Source organism: Enterococcus mundtii (assembly GCF_002947535.1).
GTDB lineage: Bacteria > Bacillota > Bacilli > Lactobacillales > Enterococcaceae > Enterococcus_B > Enterococcus_B mundtii_B.
This window is the reverse complement of record NZ_PUAP01000021.1, coordinates 52,201-79,199: the sequence shown is the minus strand read 5'-3', so window position 1 is coordinate 79,199 and position 26,999 is coordinate 52,201. Positions and strand designations below refer to the sequence as shown.

Here is a 26,999-nt window from a genome sequence, read left to right as displayed (position 1 = left end):
GTATGGTCTTTCTCAAGCCCATTTGAGATCACCGATAAAGTTGATATTCAGCCATAAAGAATAGTCTAAGAAACCTTCAGTTACTTTGCGGTTGAGTTTATCTCTTAGATGATCTTGCGCGCGGATACTATCTAATTCACTATCAGGCAAAATCACGATATCTAGTTCAAGAATGACTTGATCCCCTACTTTTGCGATTCGTAAGACATAGGTTTCGATGGCGACATTTTGCAAGAGCTTATCAACTACTAACAAGATTTTTTCGCGTAATTCATATTTTGGGGGTGCATAAGTAAGTTCTAACGTGGCATTTTTGATTTCAGTCACCGATAGATAAATATAAAAAATGGTGATTCCAATAGAAATCACTGGGTCAATCAGTTGTGCGATGGCAAGATATGGCGTTCTTGCTAGTAAAGCAGAGACGATGATCGAGACCACGACTCCTAAACTGAATAGAAAACCGAAGCGCCATTGTTCTAGTTCTACCTTATAAAAGGAATGATTGATCGGATTTTTTTTCAAATAAAGATAAAAGACAAAACAAAAGAGTGTCCCAAACAAAGAAAAGGGCAAGCCAATCGCTAAATCAACGTAGGTATCTGCATAAAGCAAACTGAAAAAAGACTCAATCAGACCATAGGAAGAAATCAATAGGATGACACTGTATTGGATAAAAACAACCAAGGGCATCAGCGATTCCTTTCCAAATGGAAAACGTTCAAAATCTTGTGTCTGGATAAACTTAGCAATATATAATGCGATTAGAGACATCAGTGCACCGACCATCGTATAGACACCATCAAGCAAGAGGACATTGTAATTGATCATCAATCCCGTAAGTAGCGCTAAAAGACCATAAACGGTTCCTGCAATGATGGAGGCGGTTAATAATTTTTTTATTTTTTGCGTATTTTTCATATAACTAAAACCCTTTCTGGAATAGATGCTTTTTTGAGAATAATACTGATTGTAATAAAAGATGCGAATAAATACTTGCGGTTAGAGTCGTTCTAAGCCTTATACTTTACTCATCTTATCAAAGGAGGAGCGTTGTACAAGTGAAAAATCAAAACTAAAGGTGGAAATAGATTGAAAAAGAACGTATTGATTCTTGGTGCATCGGCACCAATTGCTAAATATAGCTATGAATTTTTAAAAAATGATCCTACTGTGAATATAACTTTATTTTTGAGAAATCCGGATAAAGTCTTTGATAAGGAGCGAAGTATCATTGGTGATGCGATGAATCTAGATGATTTGGTTCATGCAATGAAAGGCATTGATATCGTCTATTCTTGCTTAGGTCCTTATAATATGGTGCCTTTAGCTAAACATGTGATCGAGGCGATGAACCAGAATAAGATCAAACGCGTATATTGGATGGCAACACTTGGGATCTACGGTGAAGTTGACTTCAATGACGAAGAAGCAGTTGCAGAGTTGGGCGACTATCGCGATCCTGATACTTATTTAGGGGATCAGCGTATTGCAGCAGATTTGATTGAGAACAGTCAGCTAGACTTCACCATCATCCGCCCTAATTGGCTAACCGATAATGAAACTATCGAGGATATTCGTATCGAGAATAGAAACGGAAAAAGTCTCATTGGTGAAATCAGCCGACAAACTGTAGGGAAATACCTTGCAACTTTGATCAACGAGCCAAATACTCATATGTATGACTCTATTGCATTAACGGCAAAGGGAAAAATACACGAGTAAAAAATAATTGAGGTTGGACGGAAGTATTCAGCTTTGAAAAATAAGGCAGGATCCCCAGAAAGTATTCTTTGATTTTCTGGGGATTCTGTCTTACTATTTTTTGTGATGATTGAAAGAAAAGTAGTTAAAACACACGTAAGATTCACTTTCGTCTGTGATTATAGAAATGAGTCAACAGCGGGAATCAAGTAGTCTCTTTTAAAATAAGGCAACAGCCACAAAAATTGGAAGAGCAATTTTTATGGTTGCCGCCTTATTTGTTGAGGGGGAAACACTTCTGTCCCAATATCGGATCGCTAGTTCTTTGACGTCAATGCTCCAGCCTAACTAGAAAGCATGTTGGCACAGTCCAATTGATTGAACATTTTGTAGAGATTATCAAAACTTGTTTCGATCATATTTGATACTGCTTCGTCGGTATTCGAACCGATATGCGGTGTAACGATCACTCGCGGATACATATCGATCAGCGCTTTCGCTGTTGCATCGATCAATAATGGATCTTCATCAAAATTTTTGTTGAAAATCAGTGCTTCATTAGGCAAGACATCTGTACCAAATCCAGATAGTTTTTTGCTCGTCAACGCATCAAGGATTGCTTGATTATCCTGTAATTCCCCTCTAGCAGTGTTGATCAAAATCGCATCATCCTTCATTTTTTCGATAAAATCTTTATTAATGAAACGTTCATTTTTACCCGGGATGTAAGGGATATGGATACTGACGATATCACTTTCTGCCAGTAATTCATCAAGCGACTTAAATTCGATGAATGCTTTTGCTTCTTCACTTGGATATAGATCATTACCAATCACCGTTGCGCCTAATCCTTTGAAAAGTTTTGCTTCTGTTAGTCCGATGTTCCCTACACCAATGATCCCAACTGTACAGTTTCGGACTTCTTTACTGAACATAAAGCGATCAACGGTAAAATTATAAGAAGCTGTTTTATTCGTTGTATGAGTTGTTCTACGTAAAAGCATCATTGCTAAAGTAACAGATAATTCAGCGATTGCATTTGGTGAATAAAATGGTACATACGCGACTTGCATTCCATGATCGTGAGCTGCCATTAAATCAATGTGATTTGTCCCAACTGTACGCGTGAGTAGGAACTTGATCCCGAATTGGGCAAAACGTTCGATATTTATGCGATTTGCTAAACAGTTACCTCTAAGAATGACGGCATCCATTCCTTTTGCTTCTGTGTAATTTGTCTCATTTAATAAATCTTCTACTAGTTTCAAGTTGAATCCGTGGACATTCAACTGCTGAAAGAGTGATCTTTCAGCAGGGCGAACACCATAACATACAACATTTAAATTTTTCATAGTATAGTTTCCTTTCGTTAATTAATTATATAATGTGCTTTAATTTCCAAGCAAGTTTAAGACGATGATCCAGATAGGGATCAAAACGATTGAGAAGAGTGTAGAAAGTAAAGAGGCGTTAGAGGCAAGTATTGCTTCTTTTTCAAAGTTGATGGCATAAGCAACCGCAACTGTTGCAGCCGGAGTAGCCATCATAATGACCATCGTACTTAGACCAACTGAATTCACTGGTAAAATATTCATTGCGTTTAACAGTAAAATTGAAAGTAAAATCACAAGTGGGAAGACAATGACTTTGATGAATGAATAGTACCAAGAGGTGTGACTGCTGAGGGTTTTTCCGAATGGCAGATCGCCTAAAGTGATCCCGATTGCTAACCAAGCGAGTGGAGAGGCTAAACTAGAGAGGAACGCCAAAGGTTTGAATAGCCACGGCAACGTCTGATCGATTCTTAAAAAAGCAACAGATTCAGAACTAGACTGAGCAATTTGAGGTAAGCTATCTTGGAAGAGCCAAATAAATAATCCAATAAAAGTTGCCAATACGATCGGGTTCAAGAGCATTTCTCTAATATTCTTGCGTGCCATTTTCAATCCACTCATTTTTAAATAAGCATAAGAGTATAAAAAGATACGATAACCAATGTTAAAAATCGATGCGTACAAAATCCCTTCTGCGCCAAAGACTGCACCGACAACAGGAATACCGAAAAATGTTGTTGACCCGAAAATAGAGAGTACACGCAATGTGTCTTCTTTATTTGGTGCATATCTAAAAAAGAAGAATTTACTTAGAAAAATCAAGAAAACGTGGACTAAGATTCCGAGAATCAAAATGTTGATTCCTTGATTCAATACTTCATCATTCAAGTCCTGCATAAACGAATTAAAAGCTAATGCAGGAATTGCGACAGTTAAGACGACCTTAGACAATGTCTTTCCGACATCTGATGAGAAAACCTCACGCTTTCTTAAAAAGTAACCTAATAATATAATAAACAGTGTGGAAGTGATCGCACTGATAATTTCCATGTTGATGACATTGCTTAATGTTTCTGATAGTGACATTTCAATTTTCCTCCTCGATTCTTGTGAATGTTTTAATTTGTTTATTTGAATCAGCTGTGCATGTTTACCAATCCTCCTCAATTACATCCTAGAGGTTAGAATCGTTCTAAGGTCAATATGCTTTACAAATAAAATCACAAAAGTATTTTTTCTTCTATATATGTAATTTTTCACTTTTTTTAATGTAAGCGATTTTATTAAAATAATAAAAAAAGATTGACCTTAGAGTTGTTCTACCCTTTAGTCTTAACATGTAAACAGGAAAGCAGATAAAGGAGAGAATAATATGAACAATCGCAAGAAAAAGTATTTTTGGCATCCGATGACGGATACTCGAGCAAGTGAAGAAGAAACAATCGTTATCGAACGTGGAGATGGGAATTTTATCTATGATGATACAGGGAGAAAATTACTCGATGGTGTCGGTGGGTTATGGTGTATGAACGTTGGTCATAATCGCCCTGAAATGAACCGAGCGATTTCTGATCAAATGGAAAAATTATCTTACTATCAATTGTTTACGAATATCGCCCATCCCAAGGCATATGACTTGGCAGAAAAAATCATTCAAATGACGCAAGAAGAAGAGATGGCAAAAGTATTCTTTACTTCTGGAGGAAGTGATTCAGTGGATACTGCGTTGAAAATCACAAGACAATACTGGCAAGCAGTAGGTAAACCGACAAAGAAAGTATTTCTTTCATTGGAAAAAGCCTATCATGGAATGCACTACGGTGGAACGTCGATAGGTGGCAACCCCATCTATCGGGAATTTATTGGTCCTGGTTTACAAGATTGTGTACGTGTTTCTTCCCCGCATTTGAAGAAAAATAAATGGAATTGCCAAGATCCAGAAGAATTGGCAAAACTCTGTATCGCTGAACTAGTTGAAACGATTGAGCAGATTGGCGCTGATCATATTGCTGCATTTATTGCTGAGCCGATCCAAGGTGCTGGCGGTATCATCGTTCCACCAACTTCTTATTGGCCAGCTTTAAGGGAAGTTTGTGACACTTATGATATTTTATTGATTGCAGATGAAGTGGTGACAGGATTTGGCCGTTCAGGACATCTTTTTGGTAGTCGTGGCTGGGGCATCAAACCAGATGCCATGGTACTAGCGAAAGGATTATCTTCTGGGTATGTTCCACTAGGGGCTACTGTTTTTAACAAACGCATCGTTGAAGGCATCGAATCAGCAACCAACGGAGCTAATGTCATTATCCATGGTCATACTTACGGTGGACATCCGCTCGGCTGTGTGGCAGCATTAGAAGCTTTACGTATTGTGGAAGAAGAAAACTTAGTTGAAAATGCCCGTGAAGTCGGTGCGTATTTATTGGAACGGCTAAAAGGACTTGAAGGAACATATGACTGTATTAGTGATGTTCGTGGAAAAGGCTTGATGATCGCCATCGATTTTGAGAATACAGGGAAATATGATGTGGAACAAACAGCAAAAAATGTACAAGCAGTTGCTGATTATGCCATCAATGCAGGAGTCTTACTCCGCGATGAACTACAAACGATCATCATTTCGCCATCACTGACCTTTTCAAAGGAAAACGCAGATCAATTATTCGATGCGATCCATATGGGTTTTGAGGAGTGGCAAAAGCAACAATAATTCAAAGGAGGGTATAATATGACAATCATTGGTGTACCAAAAGAAATAAAAAATTCAGAGAAACGTGTTGGTGTGACACCCGCGGGAGTCAAAGAGTTAGTAACAGCTGGTCATACCGTTTATGTGGAAGAACACGCAGGGGAAGGATCAGGCTTTACTGATAGTCAATACCGGGAAGCTGGCGCTCAAATCAAAGCTGATCCAGAGGCAGCCTGGTCGGCAGAAATCGTCGTGAAAGTCAAAGAACCACTAGCATCAGAATATCAATACTTTAGAAAAGACTTGATTTTATTTACGTACTTACATCTAGCCGCAAATCTTGAATTGACCGAAGCGTTGATCAAGTCTGGGACAACTGCGATTGCCTATGAAATGGTTACGAAAAACGGAGCATTCCCATTACTCGCACCAATGAGTGAAGTCGCTGGCCGGTTAGGCGGTCTATTAGGTGCGGAGATTTTAGCGAAGCAAAGTGGAAAATTGATTTCAGGTGTAACAGGTGTTTTACCGGTTCAGGCAACTATTTTAGGTGGTGGGATCGCCGGAGTGAGTGCCGCGCATTACTTGCATGGATTAGGTGCAGATGTGACGATCTTAGATGTCAACATCGATCGCTTACGTGAATTGTCAGAGATGTTCAATGGAAAAGTAAAAACGCTCTACTCAAGCCCAGCGAATATTGAGAAAATGGCATTGACTAGTGCTATCGTGATTGGTTCAGTCTTATTACCAGGTAAAAAAGCCCCACACCTTATCACAGAAGAATTAGTGAAGCAGATGAAAGAAGGAACGATCTTGGTGGATATTGCGATTGACCAAGGCGGCTGTTTTGAAACGAGCCAGCCAACCACCCATGAAGAACCGACTTTCGTTAAACATGGAGTGATCCACTACTCGGTCGCGAATATGCCAGGTTTAGTTCCTCAAACGTCTACGTTAGCTTTAACGAATGTCACGATGAGATATATCAAGGGCTTAGCCTCCCAATCACTGTCAGAAGTCATCCAAACGTATCCAGAGATCTTGCCAGGAATCAGTACCTATGAAGGAAAACTGACCTGTCCTGAAGTGGGGGAAGTCTTTGAGCGAACCGCTGTCGATATTCATGAGCTTGTTTAAAAATTTTCGAAAAAAGGGAGGGAAATACAATGACTAAAAAAATTCGTATGGTCCAAGTCGGCTGTGGAAAAATGTCGCAGGAGATTATCAAATATGCCTTGGCAAAGGGCATTGAAATCGTTGGAGCTGTAGACAATCGTCCAGAAGCGATCGGTCAAGATCTAGGGGTATATTTAGGCTATGAACAAGCCTTAGGTATTAAAATCTCTAGCGATCCTCATGAAGTATTTCAAAACTGTGATGCCGATGTGGCGTTAGTCACGATTGCTAGTTATATCAAAGATTTCATGCCGAGTTTAGAGATACCCTTGACCTATGGAGTCAATGTTTTAACGATCGGTGAAGAAGCTTTGTATCCTTGGACGACTTCGGTTGCAGAAACCAATCGTTTGGATAAAATCGCAAAAGCCAATAATGTTACGATTTCGGGAACAGGGATGCAAGATATTTACTGGGTGTTGTTCCCAACGCTGATGGCTGCTGGCATGAATGATGTACAAAAAATCAGCGGGGAAGTTAGTTATGATGTCGAACACTATGGAAAAGCGTTAGCGGAAGCGCATGGTGTGGGCTATGACCAAGAAAGATTTGACAAAGAAATTGCCAATGCAACCGATTTGCCTTCCTATTCTTGGATGACCGCAGAAGCCATCTGTGCCAAAATGGATTGGACGATCAAACGCATTGCTCAAAAGAATGTTCCAATCGTTTTAGATAAAGATATTCCATCAAAAACAATGGAACGGACGATCAAAGCAGGCGAAGCGATTGGCATGTCTGCCGTTGCAACGATCGAAACAGTACAAGGTCCAGTTGTAGAAGTCGGTTGTACTGGAAAAGTCTATCAGGCAGGCGAAGGAGATCTATGTACTTGGTCGATCGAAGGAACGCCAAGTATGCAATTTGAAGTGACCAAACCAGATACACCAAAGCATACGTGTGCTACGTTGATCAACCGGATACCGACGGTGATCAATTCCAACGCAGGCTATATCACGATCGATCAATTGCAACCTGTCGAATATATGACGTATCCAGCACATCTTTATTTAGATAAAAAATAGGAAGAACTAAGGTTGGCAGTTGATTAAAGAGAAACAAAAAAAGAGCGAGGATGCAATATCCAAGCTCTTTTTCGTTTAGTCTAAACCAATCAAGTAATCTTCATCTTTCATCGCTTCTACGTTACCTAATAGATAGCCGTTTCCGACTTGAGAGAAGAAATCGTGGTTACTTGTACCAGTAGAGATCCCATTCATCACGATTGGGTTGACATCGTTTGCTGTATCAGGGAATAGTGGGTCCATTCCTAGATTCATCAATGCTTTGTTTGCATTGTAACGCAAGAATGTCTTCACTTCTTCCGTCCAACCGATTGGATCATATAATTCTTCTGTGTAGCGCTCTTCGTTTTCGTATAATTCATATAACAAATTATACATCCAGTCTTTCAATGTTTCTTGTTCTTCCTCAGGCAATTCGTTGTAACCTAGTTGGAATTTATAGCCTATATACGTGCCATGGACAGATTCGTCACGAATGATCAACTTGATGATCTCTGCCACGTTGGCTAATTTATTATTTCCTAAATAATAAAGTGGTGTATAGAATCCTGAGTAAAATAAGAAGGTTTCTAAAAAGACACTCGCAATTTTTTTCTCTAACGGCGTACCGTTTTTGTAGATCTCATTGATACGCTCAGCTTTTTTCTGTAAATAAGGATTGGTATTCGTCCATTCAAAGATTTCTTCGATTTCTTTTTTCGTATTCAATGTACTGAAGATCGAAGAGTAACTTTTCGCATGGACAGACTCCATGAATTGGATATTGTTCAATACCGCTTCTTCATGGGGCGTGCGGACATCTTTACGTAATTGATCCATCCCGCTTTCTGATTGGACGGTATCAAGTAAAGTCAATCCACCAAATACGTGACCAACTGTATCTTTTTCTAATTGGGAAAGCGTACGCCAGTCGTCTAAGTCATTTGACAAGGGGATACGTGTGTCTAACCAAAATTGCTCAGTTAATTTCTCCCAAGTCGATTTATCAATGATATCTTCAATTTCATTCCAGTTTATCGCTGCATAATAAGTTTCTGACATGAGAATGCTCCTTTATTAAAATCCAGTAACGGTTCTATCACTAAGTGAAATTAGATCACACAGCTTTCACATTGGTTGCTGCCGATTTCTTCTGCATCGTCTGTAAACGTACGTACATAATAAATCGATTTGATTCCTTTGTGGAAAGCATAGTGTCTTAGAATATTTAGATCACGTGTGGATTGTTTTGTCGTATCTTTCCATTCGTACAAACCTTCTGGGATTTCTGAACGCATAAACAACGTCATACTCATTCCTTGGTCCACATGTTTTTGTGCTGTGGCATAAATATCGATCACTTTACGCATATCCATATCATAAGCAGAAGTGTAATACGGAATTGTTTCATTTGATAAATAAGGCGCTGGGTAATAGATTTTTCCAATTTTCTTTTCTTGGCGTTCTTCGATCATACGAGTGATCGGGTGGATACTTGCACTAGTATCGTTGATATAAGAAATAGAACCATTAGGCGCTACAGCTAAACGATTTTGGTGATACAAACCATCTTTCATGATTGCTTGCTTCAAGTTTTCCCAGTCTTGGGCAGTCGGAATAAAGATACCATCAAACAAAGCAGCAACTCGTTCAGATTTTGGTTGGAATTCGCCAGTGACATATTTATCAAAATAAGTGCCGTCTGCATAAGCTGATTTTTCAAAATTATGGAAGACTTGTTTTCTCTCACGTGCGATATTGTTACTTTCCACAAGTGTCCAGTAATTCAACAACATGAAATAAACATTGGTAAAATCAATTGATTCTTCGGAACCATATTCCATTTGTTCTTTGGCAAAATAAGTGTGAAGTCCCATGGCACCAAGTCCGATCGTATGATTCAATTTGTTCCCGTTTTGGATCGGTGGAACAACGTCAATATCTGAAGCATCTGTGATATACGTCAATGCACGAGTCATCGTGCGGACAGAACGACCAAAGTCAGGGCTATCCATCAAATTGACGATGTTTGTAGAACCTAAGTTACATGAGATATCTGTTCCTAGTTCTTCATATTCTTGCTTGCCATTGATGACAGAAGGTGTCTGTACTTGTAAAATCTCAGAACATAAGTTACTCATGATGATTTTACCATCTACAGGATTTTCACGATTTGCCGTATCAATGTTGATGATATATGGATAACCAGATTCTTGTTGTAATTTAGAGATTTCATTTTCTAAATCACGGGCTTTGATTTTTTGTTTACGGATATTTGGATTTGCGACTAAGTTGTCATATTCCGCAGTGATATCTACGTAAGAAAATGGTACGCCATATTCTTTTTCTACACTATAAGGGCTGAATAGATACATTTCTTGGTTTTTACGTGCTAATTCATAGAATTTATCTGGAACGATCACACCAAGTGATAAAGTCTTCACGCGAATCTTTTCGTCTGCATTTTCTTTTTTTGCTGAAAGGAACATCATGATGTCTGGGTGGAAGACGTTTAAATAAACGACACCAGCACCTTGACGTTGTCCTAATTGGTTCGAATAACTAAAGCTATCTTCAAACAATTTCATGACTGGAACAACACCGCTAGCTGCACCTTCGTATCCTTTGATCGGCGCTCCAGCTTCACGTAGGTTAGAAAGAGTGATCCCAACACCGCCACCGATTCGTGAAAGTTGTAAGGCAGAGTTGATCGAACGACCGATCGAATTCATGTCATCCGTTACTTGAGTCAAGAAACAAGAAACAAGTTCACCACGACGTTTACGTCCAGCATTCAAAAATGAAGGGGTTGCTGGTTGATAACGTTGGTGGATCATTTCGTCAGCTAAAGCTAAGGCTAGTTCTTCGTCGCCATTCGCAAAGTACAACGCATTGAATGCGACACGATCTTCATAAGATTCCAAGTAGGCAGAACCATCATTTGTTTTTAACGCATATTGAGAGTAGAACTTATAGGCTGCCATGAATGATTTAAATGTAAAGTTTTGTTCGAATAGGAATTGATAAAGTTTTTCAATAAATTCACTACTATATAATTGAATGAACTCTGCTTCTAAATATTGGTTGTCGATCAAATACTGGATTTTGTCGATCACTGTTGGAAACGTCATCGTATTTGGTTTGACATTTTCTTCAAAAAAAGCAGCTAAAGCTTCTTTATCTTTATTTAAAGGGATTTGCCCGTTGACTGGTCGATTGATTTCATTATTCAGCTTAAAGTAGCTGACATCTTTTAGATTTTTAAGACTCATACATACGCCCAACCTTCTTTTTGATTTTGATGATACGTGTTTGACCACAAGATATAGTGGTGTTCATTGCTGTAAAAAAGGATTTGGGGAGGTTACGGACAATATCCGTAAGTCCATCAAATCCATGGTGGCAGAGGATCAAGTAAATCCTCGATCTATTTGACAACTGTTTGAATGATTCTTAGCTAGCTAAGTGACGTAGTTGATCTGGTCTAAAACCAATGACAGTCGCTGCGTCTGAAGTGATGACCGGAACACTTTGGAATCCTTGGTCTTTTAACCATGAGATTGCTTCAGGTTGCTCGTCGATATTTACTTCTTCAAAGTCGATTTTATTTTCAGCTAAAAAGCGTTTCACCATTTTACATTGCATACAATTATTTTTTGAAAAGATTTTTACATTCATTATTATTTGCCTCCTTGCTCGTGTGTTTTCTCTATAATCAATAGTATAAATCTATTAGTAAAAAAGTCAATCAACAAACACTACATCTTGTGTTGTGGAAATTGTGGAATACTATGTTTTGTGGTTTTTGAAAAACAATGAAAACAAGTATCTCGTGCAGATTCGCTTGTATTAATACAGAAATGCTTGTGGAAAACTCCGTTAAAAAATATTTTTTTAACCTTTGCTGGCTAATAAATGAATGTTCGATCGAAAAATCACAAACGAAATAGGTATGCAAAAAAATGTAAATAAAAGAAGGAATAAATGCAGTCTGAAGACAAAACAAAAAGCTATATATACATTTTTTTTATAGAAATTCTTTCACAAAACGAAAGATGATCATTAAGTGTCTAAGGATCATCGAAAAGAGAAACTCGAATCAAAATAGCAAAAGTCAAAAGAGTACTCACTATAAATAGTAGTAAGATGATAAATGTTGTAAAAATTGAACTAACAATATTTTTAATTTTTTAATAACAATGTTATGTTTAAAATTTAATTAATTGTCATGTTATCTGTTTTTTTATTTCTAGATTTTTGTTTAAATAGAGCCAACAGGACGTCTTGTTGATGCTTTGAAAATTCAATAAAAGGAAGCGATCCAAGATGCGTACAATGATCAAACGGGTAGGTGTTATTTCTTTTACTTTAATGGTTTTTATCGGAGGAACAGCACAGGCAACTTCGATTCCAATCAAGCCTACGATTACTGAAAAAAATCAACATGTGTTAGGTAGTAGCAGCCAATTCTCAGAATCACTCACCCGAAGTCTGACAGACGATTCAGGAATCTCCGCTGCCGAATCAGGAAGACCAGCTAAAGATTTTATTGACATATCTTCTAATAATGGCAAAATATCGATTGAAGAGTTCCAAACGATGAAAAACTACGGCATTAAGGGTGTAGTCGTGAAATTGACTGAAGGAGACTCGTATAAAAATCCGCTTGCTCCTGAACAGATTGCTTCAGCCGTTGCGGCAGGTCTAAAAGTAAGTGTCTATCATTATGCGTGGTTCAATGAAGAAGCTGATACAAAAGGGGAAGCTCAGTTCTTATTGGATTATATGAAAGAGTTGAACCTTCCATCATCAACTGTGGTTGTCAACGATAGTGAAAATCTAAAGATGAACTTGGACAAAGTGACAGATAATGCGTTGGTTTTCCAAAAAGCGATCCAACAGGGCGGCTATCAAAACGTCATCCACTATTCGAGTGCTTCTTGGTTTACCGAAAACAAGCTAGATATGACACGTCTAGGAAAAGAAAATTGTTGGGTTGCACAGTGGCCGTATGATCCTTCTGATAAAAATCCTTTGCATACAGATACAGCAGCTTGGCAGTGGGCAAGTGATCTGTATTTCCCAGAATTTCCTACCCGTCATTTTGATGTAAGTACTGACTATTTGAAAAAATTTACAAGTTAAATGAAGTTTGTTTTTAGCGTAAGAAACAAAAAGACAACCACGAAAATTTTTTGATTTTCGTGGTTGTCGCTTTATTCTCAAAGTGTGTGATACGAACTGTTTAGTTTGGAAAAATCAACTGACAACTACCGGATTTCTTGTATAGAAGCAAAAATAAAACCAGTTTACTTTTGCTTCTTTGAAGCGTCCATAGTAAGATGTTAGCTGACAAGTAGATGAAAGAGGAAGAATAAAATGAGTGAAAAAACCAAACTGGTTCGTCCGCGTTATCAACAGATCGCCGTTGACTTGGCAGAACGAATCGTAGAAAATCGTTATCAAATCGGCGAAAAGATCCATGCAAGATCCACTTTAGCAAGCACGTATAACGCTTCTCCTGAGACGACTCGTAAAGCAATCAATGTTTTGGTCGATCTGGGAATCATGGAAGTCCGTCATGGCAGTGGTGCGTTTGTAGCATCTAAAGAAAAAGCAAAGGATTTCCTTTTGCAATACCAAGATGTGCAATCGATCCAAGAAACAAAAGCAGAAATCATGGAAAGTGTGAAAAAACAACAAGAAGAGTTGAATCATTTTTCGCAACTATTGGACCAACTTGTTAGTCAAACGAAACGAATACATAAGATGAACCCACTTCTGCCTTTTGAACTTGCTTTGACAGAAGAAGCGGCTCACTTAGATCAATCCATCAGCGAATTGAATATCTGGCAAGCAACTGGTGCAACAGTGATTGCTATTTCCCACGATCAAGAGCTGTTGGTCTCGCCTGGCCCATATGCTAAATTTTCAGCGGGCGATACCGTCCACTTCATTGGAAACGAGTATACGCTGCAACGAATGACGAACTTTTTTTATCCAGATGGCCAGTGAACGAGCGGATAAGAAAAATCTCATTTAATTCTAATTTTGGTCAATCCCTATACTGATAAGGGATTGGCCATTTTTTTGTGTAGTTTCCCTAATAATACAGATACTTGGATTTTGACAAAGTGACTACATGATGTTATCGTAGTGTGGTCACTTTTTTCAGAAAGAAAAATGAATTTACATACAAAGGAGAATTTGTTTGGTAAAAGTAGAAGTAAAAAACTTAACGAAAATATTTGGTAAACGAACACAAACTGCTTTGGAAATGATGAAAAAGCACCAATCGAAAACAGAGATTTTACAAAAAACCGGCGCAACTGTCGGCGTATATGAAGCGAGTTTTGATGTACAAGAAGGTGAGATCTTCGTGATCATGGGGCTTTCGGGGAGTGGGAAATCAACTTTGATCCGTCTATTGAATCGTTTGATTGAACCAACATCTGGCAATATCTTGATTGATGGAGAAGACATCTCAACACTTAGCAAAGAAGAACTTCGTGAAGTTCGTCGTCACAAAATCAACATGGTGTTCCAAAACTTCGGTCTATTCCCACATCGTACGATTTTAGAAAATACAGAATATGGTCTTGAAGTTCGCGGTATTCCTAAAGAAGAACGTCAAGCTAAAGCAGAAAAAGCGCTAGAGAACTCAAGCTTGTTATCCTTTAAAGATCAATACCCTAGTCAATTATCTGGTGGGATGCAACAACGTGTAGGGTTAGCCCGAGCATTGGCAAATGATCCAGAGATCCTATTGATGGATGAAGCTTTCTCAGCACTTGATCCATTGATTCGTCGTGAAATGCAAGATGAATTATTGGAACTACAATCCAATGTGCAAAAAACGATCATCTTCATCACACATGATTTAAATGAAGCATTGCGTATCGGGGATCGCATTGCGTTGATGAAAGACGGAGAAATCATGCAAATCGGTACTGGGGAAGAAATCTTGACTAATCCAGCCAATGATTACGTGAGAGAATTCGTTGAAGAAGTCGATCGCTCGAAAGTCTTGACGGCGCAAAACATCATGGTTCCTGCATTAACCACAAATATCGAATCAGATGGTCCAAACGTTGCGTTGACACGTATGCGTAACGAAGAAGTCAGCATGTTGATGGCGGTAGATAGAAAACGTAACTTAAAAGGGATCATTACAGCAGATCAAGCATTAGAAGCAAGACGTCAAAAACGTCCATTGATCGATTTCCTTGATGAAAATGTTACCGTGATCGGTAAAGATATGCTAGTTAGTGATATCTTCAATATTATTTATGATTCGCCGACGCCATTAGCCGTGGTTGATAACGGGAAATTAAAAGGCGTTATTATCCGAGGTAGCGTAATCGAAGCATTAGCAGCAACAAGTGAGGTGAGCGAACATGAATAATCTATTGAACTATCAAGTACCCGTCGCTGACTGGGTCGAAACGATCACTGATTGGTTGACAACAACGTTCGCAGGACTGTTCTCATTCCTTCAAACGATTGGTCAAGCAGTGATGACAGGTATCACAAATCTTTTATTAGTGATACCAGCACCACTATTTATTCTTTTAATGGCAGTTGCAGCGTTCTTTATTTCAAAAAAACGTCCCGGATTGACATTATTTACTTTGATTGGCTTATGGTTCATTTATAATCAAGGATTATGGACAGATTTGATGAATACTGTCACATTGGTGTTACTATCTAGTGTGATCTCAATCATCATTGGTGTACCTCTTGGTATTTTAATGGCGAAAAATGATAAAGCGCAAGGAATCATTAAACCAATTCTTGACTTTATGCAAACAATGCCTGGTTTTGTTTATTTGATTCCAGCGGTTGCCTTTTTCGGAATCGGTATGGTTCCAGGGGTGTTTGCCTCAGTGATCTTTGCGTTACCACCAACGGTTCGTTTTACGAACCTAGGTATTCGCCAAGTACCTAAAGAGTTAGTAGAAGCGTCTGATTCATTTGGTAGTACGAGTTGGCAAAAACTAGTGAAACTTGAATTACCACTAGCAAAAGGAACGATCATGGCAGGGATCAATCAGACAACTATGCTTTCTCTTTCAATGGTCGTGATTGCTTCAATGATCGGAGCGCCTGGTTTAGGTCGTGGTGTCCTTTCTGCTTTACAACGTGCACAAGTCGGAAACGGTTTTGTCAATGGGGTAGCATTAGTGATCTTAGCCATTATCATTGACCGTTTTACGCAACACTTGAATCAACCAAATGATCAAAAAGCAGCAGGTACTGCGAAACAAAAAAATAAAAAGCGCCAAGGAGTGATCATTGGTGCAGTAGTCGTCGTTTTATTAGGTGCGATCGGTGTTGGTAGTTTTAGTTCTTCAACAAAAGAAACAAACACCATCAATCTTTCTTATGTGGAATGGGATACAGAAGTTGCTTCAACGAATGTCGTAGCAGAAGTCTTAAAAGAGATGGGCTATGATGTGAAGGTGACGCCTCTTGATAATTCGATCATGTGGGAATCCGTTGCAAAAGGAGAATCAGATGGGATGGTGGCTGCTTGGTTACCTAAAACTCATGGTTCTCAATATGAACAATACAAAGATCAAGTCGATGATCTAGGTGCAAACTTGAAAGGTGCCAAAGTCGGATTAGCTGTTCCAACATACATGGATGTTAATTCGATCGCGGATCTAACCGATGAAGCAGGCAAAAAAATCACCGGTATCGAACCTGGTGCAGGTGTGGTGAATGCCGCAGAAAATACGATTGCCCAATATCCAAATCTTGAGGGTTGGACAGTTGAGACCTCTTCTTCAGGTGCGATGACGGTTGCACTAGGACAAGCAATCAAAAATCAAGAACCAATCGTCTTTACTGGTTGGACGCCACACTGGATGTTTGCGAAGTATGACTTGAAATATCTAGAAGATCCAAAAAATGCGATGGGAGATGCGGAAGAGATCCACACGATCGTCCGCCAAGGCTTAAAAGAAGATCAACCAGAAGCATACGCTGTGTTGGACAAATTCAATTGGACAGAAAAAGACATGGAAGAAGTCATGTTGGAAATCAACAGCGGCAAAGACCCACAACAAGCAGCAAGAGAATGGATCGATAAGAACCAAGAAAAAGTTGCTAGTTGGAAAAATTAAGTAAATAAAAAAATCGACTTTACTGAAACAAAAACTGTTTCGGTAAAGTCATTTTTTTGTAAAATTCACCGTGTTTGATCCGCAAAAGAACTGTTTTGAACATGTCAGACAATTGGAAAAAATAAAAAAAAGCCTATATCGTTGCTTCAGAAGCAGCTTGGACCGATAGTTCAAATCATAATGTCCATAAAGGAACAACAGTGGCAGAATTGCAAAGACTCCTCCACGTCACACCAGAAGAAACCATGGCATTTGGCGATGGTCTAAATGATGTCGAATTATTAGAGCGTGCAGCATACAGCTTTGAGATGAGCAATGCCTTTGACCAAATCAAAGAAGTTGTACAATTTGTGACAAAGTCGAACGATGAAGATGCGGTGCTCCATGCGATCAAAAAAATGATTGCTTTACAAGTATGAAAACCCAGTGATTTGATTTCAGAGAAAGAGCCTTCAACCATTTAATTGGAAGAAGACTCTTTTTTTTGTTTGTAAATATTTAACGAATTCATCCAGTGTTACATCAACCGCTTTAGCTAATAAAATCATTGTGCCAAATTTTACACTGTTCCAGTCCTCTGATTGATTTAGACGTGTAAAGCTACTAGCAGTGATCCCTGTTTTCTTACTCAGTTGGTAGTTGCTCTTAAACCCAAAGTCTTGTTTGTATTGTTCAAACCAATTCATAAAATCCCTCCTTTGCTATGTACTCATTAAAATATACAACCTTTACTAAATCAAGCGCTAAGATGTAAATTGAGGAAATAGGGTAGGTACAATCATTGTATTACTATTGACAGATATGACCCCCTGTTAGCAGATAAAGGATTTGTTCAGCCATAAAAATAAAAGTGTTGGAAGAAAGCTGCAAAATATATAAAATCTTACGTTATAATGTATTTATTCAATTTTAGATGCTGCCATAGTTAATTGATTGGATAGATCACGAAGAAAGGGGGCAGTTTCAAAGAACAAGCGACAGATCCAAAAGGTTTTCTCACATTGTTTAGTGTTTAGCTAGTTTAGAAGATGACATATGGCTAATATTACGCCAGTTTTTTGTTCAAAATTGAAAGGAGTTTGTGGAATGGACGACATAAATAATAGTGAAGTTTATTTAAAGCAATCAATTGATTATTTAAATCTATCTCCTACTAATGGGGCGTTTAGTTATCGATGTGCTAACGAGAATATATATGGAGAGTTGACGCATGGATAATAAAAAGAGAATAGCCATTACATTCATTGTCTTCACACTGTTTTTTACCTTTTTCAGAAGTTCGATGTCAGGAATTTTTTCTCTTTATTACTCAAATTTTGATGTGACAGATAACAATATCAGCTTAATAAAGAGTTTTCAAAATATAGGCATTTTACTCGGCTTGTTACCAGCAGGATATTTGGCAGATAAAATTGGAAGAGTAAAAATCATTATTATTTCTTCAATGGTGATTGCATCTAGCTTTTGTATTATTTTATTTTCAAGCAATCTCATCGGATTTTCATTAGCAGAATTTTTGTATGGGATAGGACTAGCTATGAATTCAGGGGCAGTACTAGCATATACGAATGACTTGGAGAATCATTTTAATATCAAACTTGAGAAGAAAGTGATGGGGAGAAGAACGGCATTGCAAAACATTGCAACTCTAGTAGGAGGTAACATCGGTACTTCGCTTTTTCAAATCGATAATCAATTTCCCTTGTATTTCTCCATTATAGGATTGCTTTGCTATCCGCTGTTTATTTATGGTTGGATCAAATATAATGATTTTTCCAATATAAATACCAGAATACATAAAAAAAGTAAATCTAAGTCCTTAGATATTTCTTTTTTACTCAAGAAAAATGTGTTATATGCGATATTTATTTCACTATGTTTTGAAGGAGCAACGCAATTTGTTTTAGTTTATTGGTCGATTTTTTATGTTAATCGTTTGAATTTTAATTTATCCACAGTGTTCACATTAAGTATGATTTCTGTCGTTTTTGGAAGTGAGATCTATTCACAATTAACAACAAGTATTAAATCAAATAATGTAATACTGATTTATACACTTTGTATCTTATCGTTCTCCCTGTTTGGTATTGGTGTTCTAGAAAATCGTTGGCTTTCTATCGTGCTTTTTGCTCTTGTTGAGGTATGTATCGGAATTGTTAGTAGCTCGATACTTACGCTGGAAAGTGAGATCATTACTTATGAAGAAAAAAAATCTTCTATTTTAGCAACGATTTCTTTTATAACTGAGATCGGTGTCATTAGCATTTTATTAATCAATAAAATATTAATGAGGTCGTTGTCTTTACAAAATATGTTTCTTGTTAGTTCAGCATTTATAGCTGTAGGGCTTCTATTGATTTATATAAATCATTTAAAAGGAAAAAAGAGAAAAGAAATGATCTGACAATGTTGGAGGGTTCGTAAAAGAAGACACGAATGATTATAATCCACAGCTATTGAACTATTTTGTTAGTACTTTTGAAGGCTTGAAGTTTTCCGAGCACAAAAAAATGCCACCACGCACACTCTTTTCCAAACTACCGAAGTAGCCAAGAGTGTACTGGTGACGTGGGTTTGGCACCCAATGGGCCGTGAGGGGCTCGAACCCGCGACCCGCTGATTAAGAGTCAGCTGCTCTACCAACTGAGCTAACGGCCCATATGAAAAAGTACTTTATTATAGTAGCACTAAGCATTTTAAAATGCAAGGTACGTACAATAAAAAATCTACGAAAACTTTACTACTTCCTAGAAATTCATTCATAGTTTATTCATAAATGACCGTTATGATAAATGTATCCCAACCAACAAAGTTCTTGCAAAAGAACAACCCATAACACTTTTTCATTTTTTTACTCCTTTCCCGTCATGAAAATGGCGGGTCTTTTTTTATTCCAAGAAGAACCTAGAACAATTCTCGTTTAAACACTTGTTATTGGTGTTTATTTTTGTTATTAATTTATCTAGTTTGAGTAACTAGATTGAATGTTTTTGGAAACTTTGATAAGATATTAATGAGAACATTAAAGGAGCTTTCATAATGGAAAAAATGCGCCAGCAATTAATTGATTGGGCTGTCAGTATCGAAACGTTTCGTTTACCTCATTGGGAAGAACTTCCAGACTTGGAGCTATACATGGATCAAGTCAAGACCCTAGTGGATCGTCACTTATCACCAGTGATCCAAGGAGAAAAACATCCTTTGTTAACTTCTTCAATGGTTAATAATTATGTGAAACTAGGTTTGGTACCGGCGCCGATCAAAAAGCGATACAACAAACAACATGTGGCATTTCTGATTGCTATCACAACGCTTAAACAAGTATTGACGATTCCTGAAATCAAAGAAGGAATTTTATTTCAAGGAAAAACAGTGGGCATTCGTGAAGCATACAATCTTTTTTGTGACGAACAAGAAAATGCGATACGAATGGTTAGTCAATTAGCCCAAGGAAAACAACATGAACAATTATTAAATCAAGAGCTTCCATTAGAATATGTTGCTGTTCGTTCAGCGACGATTTCTTTTGCAATGAAGCTACTAGCAGAAAAAACGATCAGCCTAGAAAGCGAATATTTACAAGAGGCAAAAAAGGAGAAAGAAAATGAAGAATAAGATTGCGATTTTAGTAGACTCAGGAACAGATGTACCACAAGAGATCATCGATATGTACAATATTTATGTGATCCCTTTGAAAATCATTTATAAAGATAGAGAATATACAGATAAAGTCGATATCACTCCTGAAGAGATTTATAAGCGTTTACCTGAGGAAATTCCGGGTACCTCGTTACCTGATGGAGAATCAATCACTAAAATTTTTGATCAAATCAAAAATGATGGCTATGATAAAGTTCTAGCAATCACTATTTCAAGTGGGTTGAGCGGAACAAATAATGTGGTTCGTCTTGTCGCACAAGAACAAGAAGGGATCCAAACGCATGTATTAGATACTAAAAATATTGGTATTGGCGCCGGTTTTACAGCAATCCAAGCCGCAAAATGGATTGAAGAAGGCATGGAATGGGAAACGCTGATCGATGAATTAGTTGCATTAGCTGAACGAACAAAAGTCTTTTTCAATGTAGCAACACTTGAATACCTGCAAAAAGGCGGACGTATCGGTCTAGTTGCCTCAATTTTAGGAAATGCTTTAAAATTGAATCCCATTATCTCTTGTAATGAAGAGGGCATCTATTATACAGTAGGTAAAGCACGAGGCAGAAAGAAAAGTTTAGACAAAACAATGTCCTATGTGAAAGAAACTGTCGGGGATGCGAAAGTCTTCAACTTGGCAGTCGCACATGGTGCAGCGGAAGAAGAAGCAATTGAAATGAAAGCTCGCTTTGAACGTGAATTCCCAAATGCCCAAGAGATTTATTTTGGACAAATCTCACCGGCATTGGTTGTCCATACTGGCCCAGGTTTATTAGGGATCGGTGTGCAAATACTTGAAGCATAACAAGAGTAAATGGAGAATGTGGCAGTAGCATACACTCCCGCTAACTAAGCACTAACTTCCGGGGATTTTAGGAGGTTGGTGCTTTTTTATTAAACATTTTTTTGTTAGTGGAGAAAGGACGTATGTCTGAGGTTCTGGAAAGACCAATGAAAGAAAATTGTCCCAAATGATGGATGAAATGATGATCAACATACATGGAATAGCTAAGAAAACACCCGTAATCTTAAAAGATAGTATAAGATTCTTTTCAAATCAGCCTTGAGGCGTAGGTTATCTTATAGACCTTATAGTACAATGTTTAAAACAGAAAACAGCTACATGGAGGTTATGTATGAAGAAAACAAAACTTATTGCCACTCTCTTGGTTTCAAGCCAAGTTTTACTAGCAACACCAATCGTATTAGCAGACGAGACAGCAACAACGCAAAGTATTGTCCCAATTTCAGGAACGGTCGACTCGACAGTTGCTACGGATTCCTCCGAGTCAACAACGACAACCAGCTCTAGTGAACGGTTACAGATCAATGCAGTAGCAATCGGTAATGCGTTAACGAAAGAACAAGAAAGTTATACATTAGATAAGTTAGGGATCAAAGGAGAAACACCGATCTATAAAACGTCTGGTACAGATTTAATGACCTATATTCCTGATGGTGGCTTTACCACAGATTGGGCAGTTTACAGTTCTGTCCGCATGCAGACGCTCGCTGAAGGCGAAGGGATCACTGTTGATATCGCGACACCAGAAAATATCACACGGATCACTGCTGCTCAGTATCAAAATGCAGCGTTAACAGCTGGGATCACCGATGCAAAATTGACGGTCGCATCCGCAGTACCAATCGATGGTTCAGGTGCTTTAGCTGGTGTGTATAAAATCGTGGAAGAGTCGGGGGGCATCATTAATCAAGACCGTGTCAGCGTTGCTCAAAATGAAATGGATGTTTTGTCGTCTATCACTGAAGAAAACAAAGACAAAGATGGCTATTCCGATGAAGCATTAAATAAAGCTCAGGAGCAAGCGAAAGAAGAATTAGCAGCTAAGACTGCTGACGGCAAAGAGCTGACACAAGCGGATATTCAAACGACAGTAGAAAAAGCTCTGAAGGATAATGGACTAGAAGATGTAATGACAAGCGATCAAGTCACAGAAATAACTTCGTTGATGAGTGAAATGAAAGATAAAAATATTTTTGAAGACTTCGTGAAAGAACTAGACTTGACTGAGGCAAGCAAGCAAATTCAAGAAAAATCAAAAGGGCTTTGGGAAAATATCAAAGGATTCTTTAGTGGCATATGGGATTCGATCACTGGCATGTTTTCTGGTGACTCTCAATAATCGAAATAGTTTTTTATGTATGAAATATTTGATTTGAGCTACCCTATACGGATCTTTAGTAAATGAAGCAAGAATAAACCGCTAAAACTTTTCCGAGTTAGCGGTTTATTTTTATAATCATCTAATCGCATACTTTAACAAGCTACAAGTGGGATTCGTGGAGGTTTGTAGGAATCTGGATCCGCCTGTTCAATCATGAAAATTTTATCAATAACGTCCTATTTTTTTAGAAAGATGAAACCTGATAAGAAATGCGGTATAATAGAACAGAATGACAATACTAACTAAGAGGTGGCTCTTTATGAAAAAAATACTAGTTGTCGACGACGAAAAACCGATTTCGGATATCGTCAAATTTAACTTAGCAAAAGAAGGTTATGACGTCTATACAGCATATGATGGGGAAGAAGCTTTAGCAAAAGTAGCTGAAGTGGAACCTGATTTGATTTTACTAGATTTGATGTTACCAAAAATGGATGGCTTAGAAGTGGCTCGTGAGGTACGAAAAACGTTTGACATGCCGATCATCATGGTGACAGCTAAAGATTCTGAAATCGATAAAGTGTTAGGCTTGGAACTGGGAGCAGATGATTATGTGACCAAACCGTTCTCTAATCGTGAATTAGTGGCACGTGTGAAAGCGAATCTTCGACGTGGCGCTTCTGCTACCAAAGAAGTGGAAGAAGTCACACCTTCTGAACTGATCATTGGAGACTTAACGATCCATCCCGATGCGTATATGGTGACGAAACGTGGCGAAACGATCGAATTGACTCACCGTGAGTTTGAGCTGCTCTTTTATTTAGCAAAACACATTGGTCAAGTCATGACACGGGAACATTTGTTACAAACCGTTTGGGGCTATGACTATTTTGGTGATGTCCGTACAGTAGACGTGACCGTTCGTCGTTTGCGTGAAAAAATCGAGGATAATCCAAGTCATCCTAGCTATTTAGTCACACGCCGAGGCGTAGGGTACTACTTGCGTAATCAAGAACAGGAGTAAGTGGATGAAAGGGAAAGTCCGTTTTTTTCGATCAGTAAACTTCAAAATAGCTATTACATTTATTTTGATTTTACTGATCTCAATTGAAATTATAGGTGCTTACTTTATTAGAGGATTGGAACGTTCAACGATCAATACCTTTATCAAAGATATGAACCAAACAGTCGAAACATTAGCGACAACGATCAGTCCAGAACTGAATGGTAAAGGCAATGAAAGTGCGGCTATCGATGATGTCAATGGGAATATCAAGCGTTTCATTGAGACCAGTGCTTCAAGTGATATCATCGAGATCCGTGTCGTGGATGAAAAAGGCATCATTCGAGCAACGACAGAGGTTAGTGAACAAGGTTCAGTCGGCAAAAAGAATGATTACGTCGATATGAATGATTTTACAACCAAACGATATGTCGCATTAGATGATGACGGAAAACGAGTAAATATCAATATTCAACCGATTTTGTCCCCGACCGGCGACGCCGTCATCGGGGCTCTTTACGTCAAAAGTGATATTGAACAAAAATATTCAGAAATCAATAATACAGCACTGATTTTCTTTACTGCGTCTTTAATTGCTGCATTTATCTCAATGGTTGTGTCTGTTCTGGTCGCACGTTCCATTACGCAACCGATTGGTGAAATGCGTGAGCAAGCGATCCGCATTGCTCGTGGTGATTATAGCCGTAAAGTAAAGGTCCATGGTCAAGATGAATTAGGTCAGTTGGCTGAAACGTTCAATCAATTAGCAGAACGGATCGAGGAAGCGCAAGATACGATGGAAGCTGAACGAAATCGGTTAGACAGCGTCTTGTCACATATGACAGATGGTGTTATTGCAACCGATCGTCGTGGGAAGATCATTACGATCAATGATATGGCTGTTTCATTATTAGACTTGAAAAAGGAAGAAGCAATCGGTCAGTCAATCTTGACTCTTTTGGCAATTGAAGAAGAATACACGTTACGAAAACTGTTAGAAGATCCGAATGAAATGATTTTAGATCGGTCAACTGGTGCGAGGGAAGCAGACCAGATGATTTTACGTGTCGATTTTTCGATGATTCGTCGAGAATCTGGCTTTATCAGTGGATTAGTAGCAGTTTTACATGATGTAACGGAACAAGAGAAAACGGAACGAGAACGTCGTGAGTTCGTATCGAACGTTTCCCATGAGTTGCGTACGCCGTTAACAAGTATGCGTAGCTATATCGAAGCACTGAGTGAGGGTGCTTGGAAGGACGAAGAAGTCGCACCGAACTTTTTAAAAGTGACCTTAGATGAGACCGATCGTATGATCCGCATGATCAATGATCTATTGAATCTATCTCGTATGGATACTGGAAATACCCAATTACAATTAGAGTATGTCAATTTTAATGAACTCGTTAATTTTGTATTAGATCGTTTTGATATGATGGTCGGTAATCAAGAAAAAAATTATACGATCCGTCGAGAATTTACCCAACGAGATCTTTGGGTCGAGATCGACACAGATAAGATCATTCAGGTTATTGACAATATCATGAACAATGCGATCAAATATTCACCTGATGGGGGAGCAATCACTTGTCGTTTGCTTGAAACGCATAACAATGTGATTTTAAGTATTACAGACCAAGGGCTAGGTATCCCTAAAAAAGATTTGAATCGTGTATTTGAACGTTTCTATCGAGTGGATAAAGCAAGAGCTAGAGCGCAAGGTGGAACAGGATTAGGCTTAGCAATCTCTCGGGAAGTAGTGAAAGCACACCGTGGCGCAATCTGGGCAGAAAGTAAGGAGGGACAAGGTTCAACCTTCTATATTTCTTTACCTTATGAACCGTATGAGGAGGAATGGTGGGAATGAAGATTTCTGAAAAATTTATACGAATTGGTTTGATCTTGATGGTTGCATTAAGCCTGTACTTCTCTTATGCAATTTGGTTGAGTCCAGCAGGAAAAACTTCAATCAACTTAGAGGAGAGCAATTCACAAGTGATTGAATCACAAAGCTATCGTAAAGCATCAGAAATTTATCTGCCTTTACACCTCACATGGTTTCAAACAGAGACAGTGAAAGAAACGAATAGTGAGAACCTGATTTCTCAAATACATGGACTGATCGAAGGTGCTCGTTTTGGCAAGTTGACCGAAGTCGTAGAAGCAGATCAAGAGAAGTTCAATCAAAAGAAGTCTCTCAATGAAGGAATCGAATTCTCCTATAATGCACCTTATCTACTCAGTGGCTATGTGAAAGCATTTGGATTGAATATTGATCTAGGTTCAGTCCAAAATGAAGATATCTACTTTACGAGTGTCCAATTTGATCTAAAAGGAGAAAAAGTTAGCTTTATTGATTATGATCAGCGGACGATTTACGAAGCTAGCCTATCAATGGATTGGAAAGAAATAGAACATGATTTGAATTCTTCAGATGTCAACTGGACACCTGTATTCAAAACACCAGCAAGTATTGAAACACAGCATAGTATCAAAGAACCGATGAAACTAAAAAAATACAGTTATATCTTATCTCAGCAACCATACACCGTCTTTCGGAATGCTTTTTTTTCTCAGCCAGATGCGGTTAAAAACAATGATGAAAGTACGGAATTGATTTTTTATGATGGGAATGAAACAATGACGATCCATTCAGAGAATCAGATCGTCGATTTTAGAGGGGATTTACCGACAACTGATGAACCAAACAATATTTTTACGGACAGTTTTCCTTATGTCAGCAAACTAGGTGGGGCGTTAGGCAATGTTCGATATTTTGATCGTAATAAGAATACAATCGATTATCGCATTTTTGTAGAAGGATTTCCCGTATTTGGTTCAGGTAGTAAAGGAAAAGTTGGGATCGAGATCGGTGATGAGCAAGGAAATAATCAAGTAAGTATCCAAACGAGTTTAAATACCATCCAAGTTCCGATTCCTTCAGATGAAGAAGTCGAGTTGCCTAGCACTGACGAAGTCTACCAAGAATTAGTGGATAATGGGGCAGAGGAATCGAAAATCGAATTGATCATTGTAGGTTATACATGGCAAAATATCGAAGAAACGAATCGGGTGGTAGATCTATTCCCAGAGTGGTATGTGAAATATCAAGGAGAATGGTATTCTGCAAATGAATTATTGACCAATTTACCTGGGAAGGAGGCGGAGTAAA

At 38.3% G+C, this 26,999-nt stretch carries 22 protein-coding genes, 1 tRNA gene and 1 pseudogene; 16 read left to right on the top strand and 8 right to left on the bottom strand.

What is annotated here, in order from left to right:
* Window positions 1-12: 12 nt before the first annotated feature.
* Window positions 13-921, bottom strand: coding sequence for a cation transporter (locus tag CUS89_RS06780; protein WP_104871551.1), 909 nt, complete (start codon window positions 919-921; stop codon window positions 13-15).
* 171 nt (window positions 922-1,092) lie between these two features.
* Between CUS89_RS06780 and CUS89_RS06775 the strand changes: the two genes are divergently transcribed.
* The gene (locus tag CUS89_RS06775) at window positions 1,093-1,725 is read left to right on the top strand and encodes an NAD(P)H-binding protein (RefSeq protein WP_104871550.1); all 633 of its coding nucleotides are present in this window, start codon (window positions 1,093-1,095) and stop codon (window positions 1,723-1,725) included.
* Between the two features lie 323 nt (window positions 1,726-2,048).
* On the opposite strand, the gene CUS89_RS06770 is transcribed toward CUS89_RS06775, so the two are convergent.
* Window positions 2,049-3,056, bottom strand: coding sequence for an NAD(P)-dependent oxidoreductase (locus tag CUS89_RS06770; RefSeq protein WP_104871549.1), 1,008 nt, complete (start codon window positions 3,054-3,056; stop codon window positions 2,049-2,051).
* A 39-nt stretch (window positions 3,057-3,095) separates the two neighbouring features.
* Complete coding sequence (locus CUS89_RS06765; protein ID WP_104871548.1) at window positions 3,096-4,124, bottom strand: AEC family transporter; 1,029 nt, start codon at window positions 4,122-4,124, stop codon at window positions 3,096-3,098.
* Window positions 4,125-4,410: 286 nt separating this feature from the next.
* On the opposite strand from CUS89_RS06765, the gene CUS89_RS06760 reads away from it, so the two are divergent.
* From CUS89_RS06760 to CUS89_RS06750, 3 genes are read left to right on the top strand one after another with little or no spacing between them, the layout of a single operon-like run.
* Window positions 4,411-5,751: an aminotransferase class III-fold pyridoxal phosphate-dependent enzyme gene (locus CUS89_RS06760; protein WP_104871547.1), complete on the top strand. Its 1,341-nt coding sequence runs from the start codon at window positions 4,411-4,413 to the stop codon at window positions 5,749-5,751.
* A gap of 18 nt (window positions 5,752-5,769) precedes the next feature.
* The gene (gene ald, locus CUS89_RS06755; RefSeq protein WP_104871546.1) at window positions 5,770-6,870 is read left to right on the top strand and encodes an alanine dehydrogenase; all 1,101 of its coding nucleotides are present in this window, start codon (window positions 5,770-5,772) and stop codon (window positions 6,868-6,870) included.
* Between the two features lie 29 nt (window positions 6,871-6,899).
* Window positions 6,900-7,934, top strand: a complete 1,035-nt coding sequence (locus CUS89_RS06750; protein WP_104871545.1) for an NAD(P)H-dependent amine dehydrogenase family protein — start codon at window positions 6,900-6,902, stop codon at window positions 7,932-7,934.
* A 75-nt stretch (window positions 7,935-8,009) separates the two neighbouring features.
* On the opposite strand, the gene nrdF is transcribed toward CUS89_RS06750, so the two are convergent.
* The 3 genes from nrdF to nrdH form a co-directional block, all read right to left on the bottom strand.
* Window positions 8,010-8,975: a class 1b ribonucleoside-diphosphate reductase subunit beta gene (gene nrdF, locus CUS89_RS06745; protein ID WP_010734316.1), complete on the bottom strand. Its 966-nt coding sequence runs from the start codon at window positions 8,973-8,975 to the stop codon at window positions 8,010-8,012.
* Between the two features lie 50 nt (window positions 8,976-9,025).
* On the bottom strand, window positions 9,026-11,185 hold the full coding sequence (gene nrdE, locus CUS89_RS06740; RefSeq protein WP_104871544.1) for a class 1b ribonucleoside-diphosphate reductase subunit alpha: 2,160 nt from the start codon (window positions 11,183-11,185) through the stop codon (window positions 9,026-9,028).
* A 181-nt stretch (window positions 11,186-11,366) separates the two neighbouring features.
* Window positions 11,367-11,591, bottom strand: coding sequence for a glutaredoxin-like protein NrdH (gene nrdH / locus CUS89_RS06735; protein ID WP_010734318.1), 225 nt, complete (start codon window positions 11,589-11,591; stop codon window positions 11,367-11,369).
* Between the two features lie 648 nt (window positions 11,592-12,239).
* Here nrdH and CUS89_RS06725 point away from each other — a divergent pair.
* The 5 genes and pseudogenes from CUS89_RS06725 to CUS89_RS06705 all read left to right on the top strand — a co-directional run.
* Window positions 12,240-13,058 carry a GH25 family lysozyme gene (locus tag CUS89_RS06725; RefSeq protein WP_104871543.1) on the top strand — a complete coding sequence of 273 codons (819 nt, stop codon included), beginning with the start codon at window positions 12,240-12,242 and terminating at the stop codon, window positions 13,056-13,058.
* A gap of 234 nt (window positions 13,059-13,292) precedes the next feature.
* Window positions 13,293-13,928 (top strand): GntR family transcriptional regulator, encoded by a 636-nt coding sequence (locus CUS89_RS06720; RefSeq protein WP_086335156.1) that lies wholly within the window; start codon window positions 13,293-13,295, stop codon window positions 13,926-13,928.
* 196 nt (window positions 13,929-14,124) lie between these two features.
* Entirely contained in the window at window positions 14,125-15,318 is a 1,194-nt protein-coding gene (locus tag CUS89_RS06715; protein WP_181055329.1) for a quaternary amine ABC transporter ATP-binding protein, read from the top strand.
* Window positions 15,311-17,041 (top strand): ABC transporter permease/substrate binding protein, encoded by a 1,731-nt coding sequence (locus tag CUS89_RS06710; protein ID WP_104871541.1) that lies wholly within the window; start codon window positions 15,311-15,313, stop codon window positions 17,039-17,041. The genes CUS89_RS06715 and CUS89_RS06710 overlap by 8 nt, the downstream gene beginning before the upstream one ends.
* Window positions 17,042-17,096: 55 nt before the next feature.
* Window positions 17,097-17,460: pseudogene (locus CUS89_RS06705) on the top strand (HAD family hydrolase); the annotation flags it as partial.
* Between the two features lie 33 nt (window positions 17,461-17,493).
* Here the strand turns inward: CUS89_RS06705 and CUS89_RS06700 are convergent.
* The gene (locus CUS89_RS06700; RefSeq protein ID WP_104871540.1) at window positions 17,494-17,727 is read right to left on the bottom strand and encodes a helix-turn-helix domain-containing protein; all 234 of its coding nucleotides are present in this window, start codon (window positions 17,725-17,727) and stop codon (window positions 17,494-17,496) included.
* Between the two features lie 524 nt (window positions 17,728-18,251).
* On the opposite strand from CUS89_RS06700, the gene CUS89_RS06695 reads away from it, so the two are divergent.
* Window positions 18,252-19,445, top strand: a complete 1,194-nt coding sequence (locus CUS89_RS06695) for an MFS transporter (protein WP_104871539.1) — start codon at window positions 18,252-18,254, stop codon at window positions 19,443-19,445.
* A gap of 181 nt (window positions 19,446-19,626) precedes the next feature.
* Here the strand turns inward: CUS89_RS06695 and CUS89_RS06690 are convergent.
* Window positions 19,627-19,699 (bottom strand) — tRNA-Lys (locus CUS89_RS06690).
* A 381-nt stretch (window positions 19,700-20,080) separates the two neighbouring features.
* Here CUS89_RS06690 and CUS89_RS06685 point away from each other — a divergent pair.
* The 6 genes from CUS89_RS06685 (at window position 20,081) to CUS89_RS06660 (ending at window position 26,998) form a co-directional block, all read left to right on the top strand.
* Window positions 20,081-20,656 (top strand): DUF1836 domain-containing protein, encoded by a 576-nt coding sequence (locus tag CUS89_RS06685; RefSeq protein ID WP_010736696.1) that lies wholly within the window; start codon window positions 20,081-20,083, stop codon window positions 20,654-20,656.
* Window positions 20,646-21,503, top strand: coding sequence for a DegV family protein (locus tag CUS89_RS06680; RefSeq protein WP_066025551.1), 858 nt, complete (start codon window positions 20,646-20,648; stop codon window positions 21,501-21,503). Before CUS89_RS06685 ends, CUS89_RS06680 begins: the two co-directional genes overlap by 11 nt.
* Before the next feature lie 331 nt (window positions 21,504-21,834).
* A complete protein-coding gene (locus tag CUS89_RS06675) occupies window positions 21,835-22,842 on the top strand; it encodes a DUF1002 domain-containing protein (protein WP_104871538.1) in 1,008 nt (335 codons plus the stop codon).
* Between the two features lie 301 nt (window positions 22,843-23,143).
* Window positions 23,144-23,848: a response regulator YycF gene (yycF, locus tag CUS89_RS06670; RefSeq protein WP_019723593.1), complete on the top strand. Its 705-nt coding sequence runs from the start codon at window positions 23,144-23,146 to the stop codon at window positions 23,846-23,848.
* Window positions 23,849-23,852: 4 nt separating this feature from the next.
* Window positions 23,853-25,694 carry a cell wall metabolism sensor histidine kinase WalK gene (walK, locus tag CUS89_RS06665; RefSeq protein WP_104871537.1) on the top strand — a complete coding sequence of 614 codons (1,842 nt, stop codon included), beginning with the start codon at window positions 23,853-23,855 and terminating at the stop codon, window positions 25,692-25,694.
* Complete coding sequence (locus tag CUS89_RS06660) at window positions 25,691-26,998, top strand: YycH family regulatory protein (protein ID WP_104871536.1); 1,308 nt, start codon at window positions 25,691-25,693, stop codon at window positions 26,996-26,998. The genes walK and CUS89_RS06660 overlap by 4 nt, the downstream gene beginning before the upstream one ends.
* Window position 26,999 lies beyond the last annotated feature (1 nt).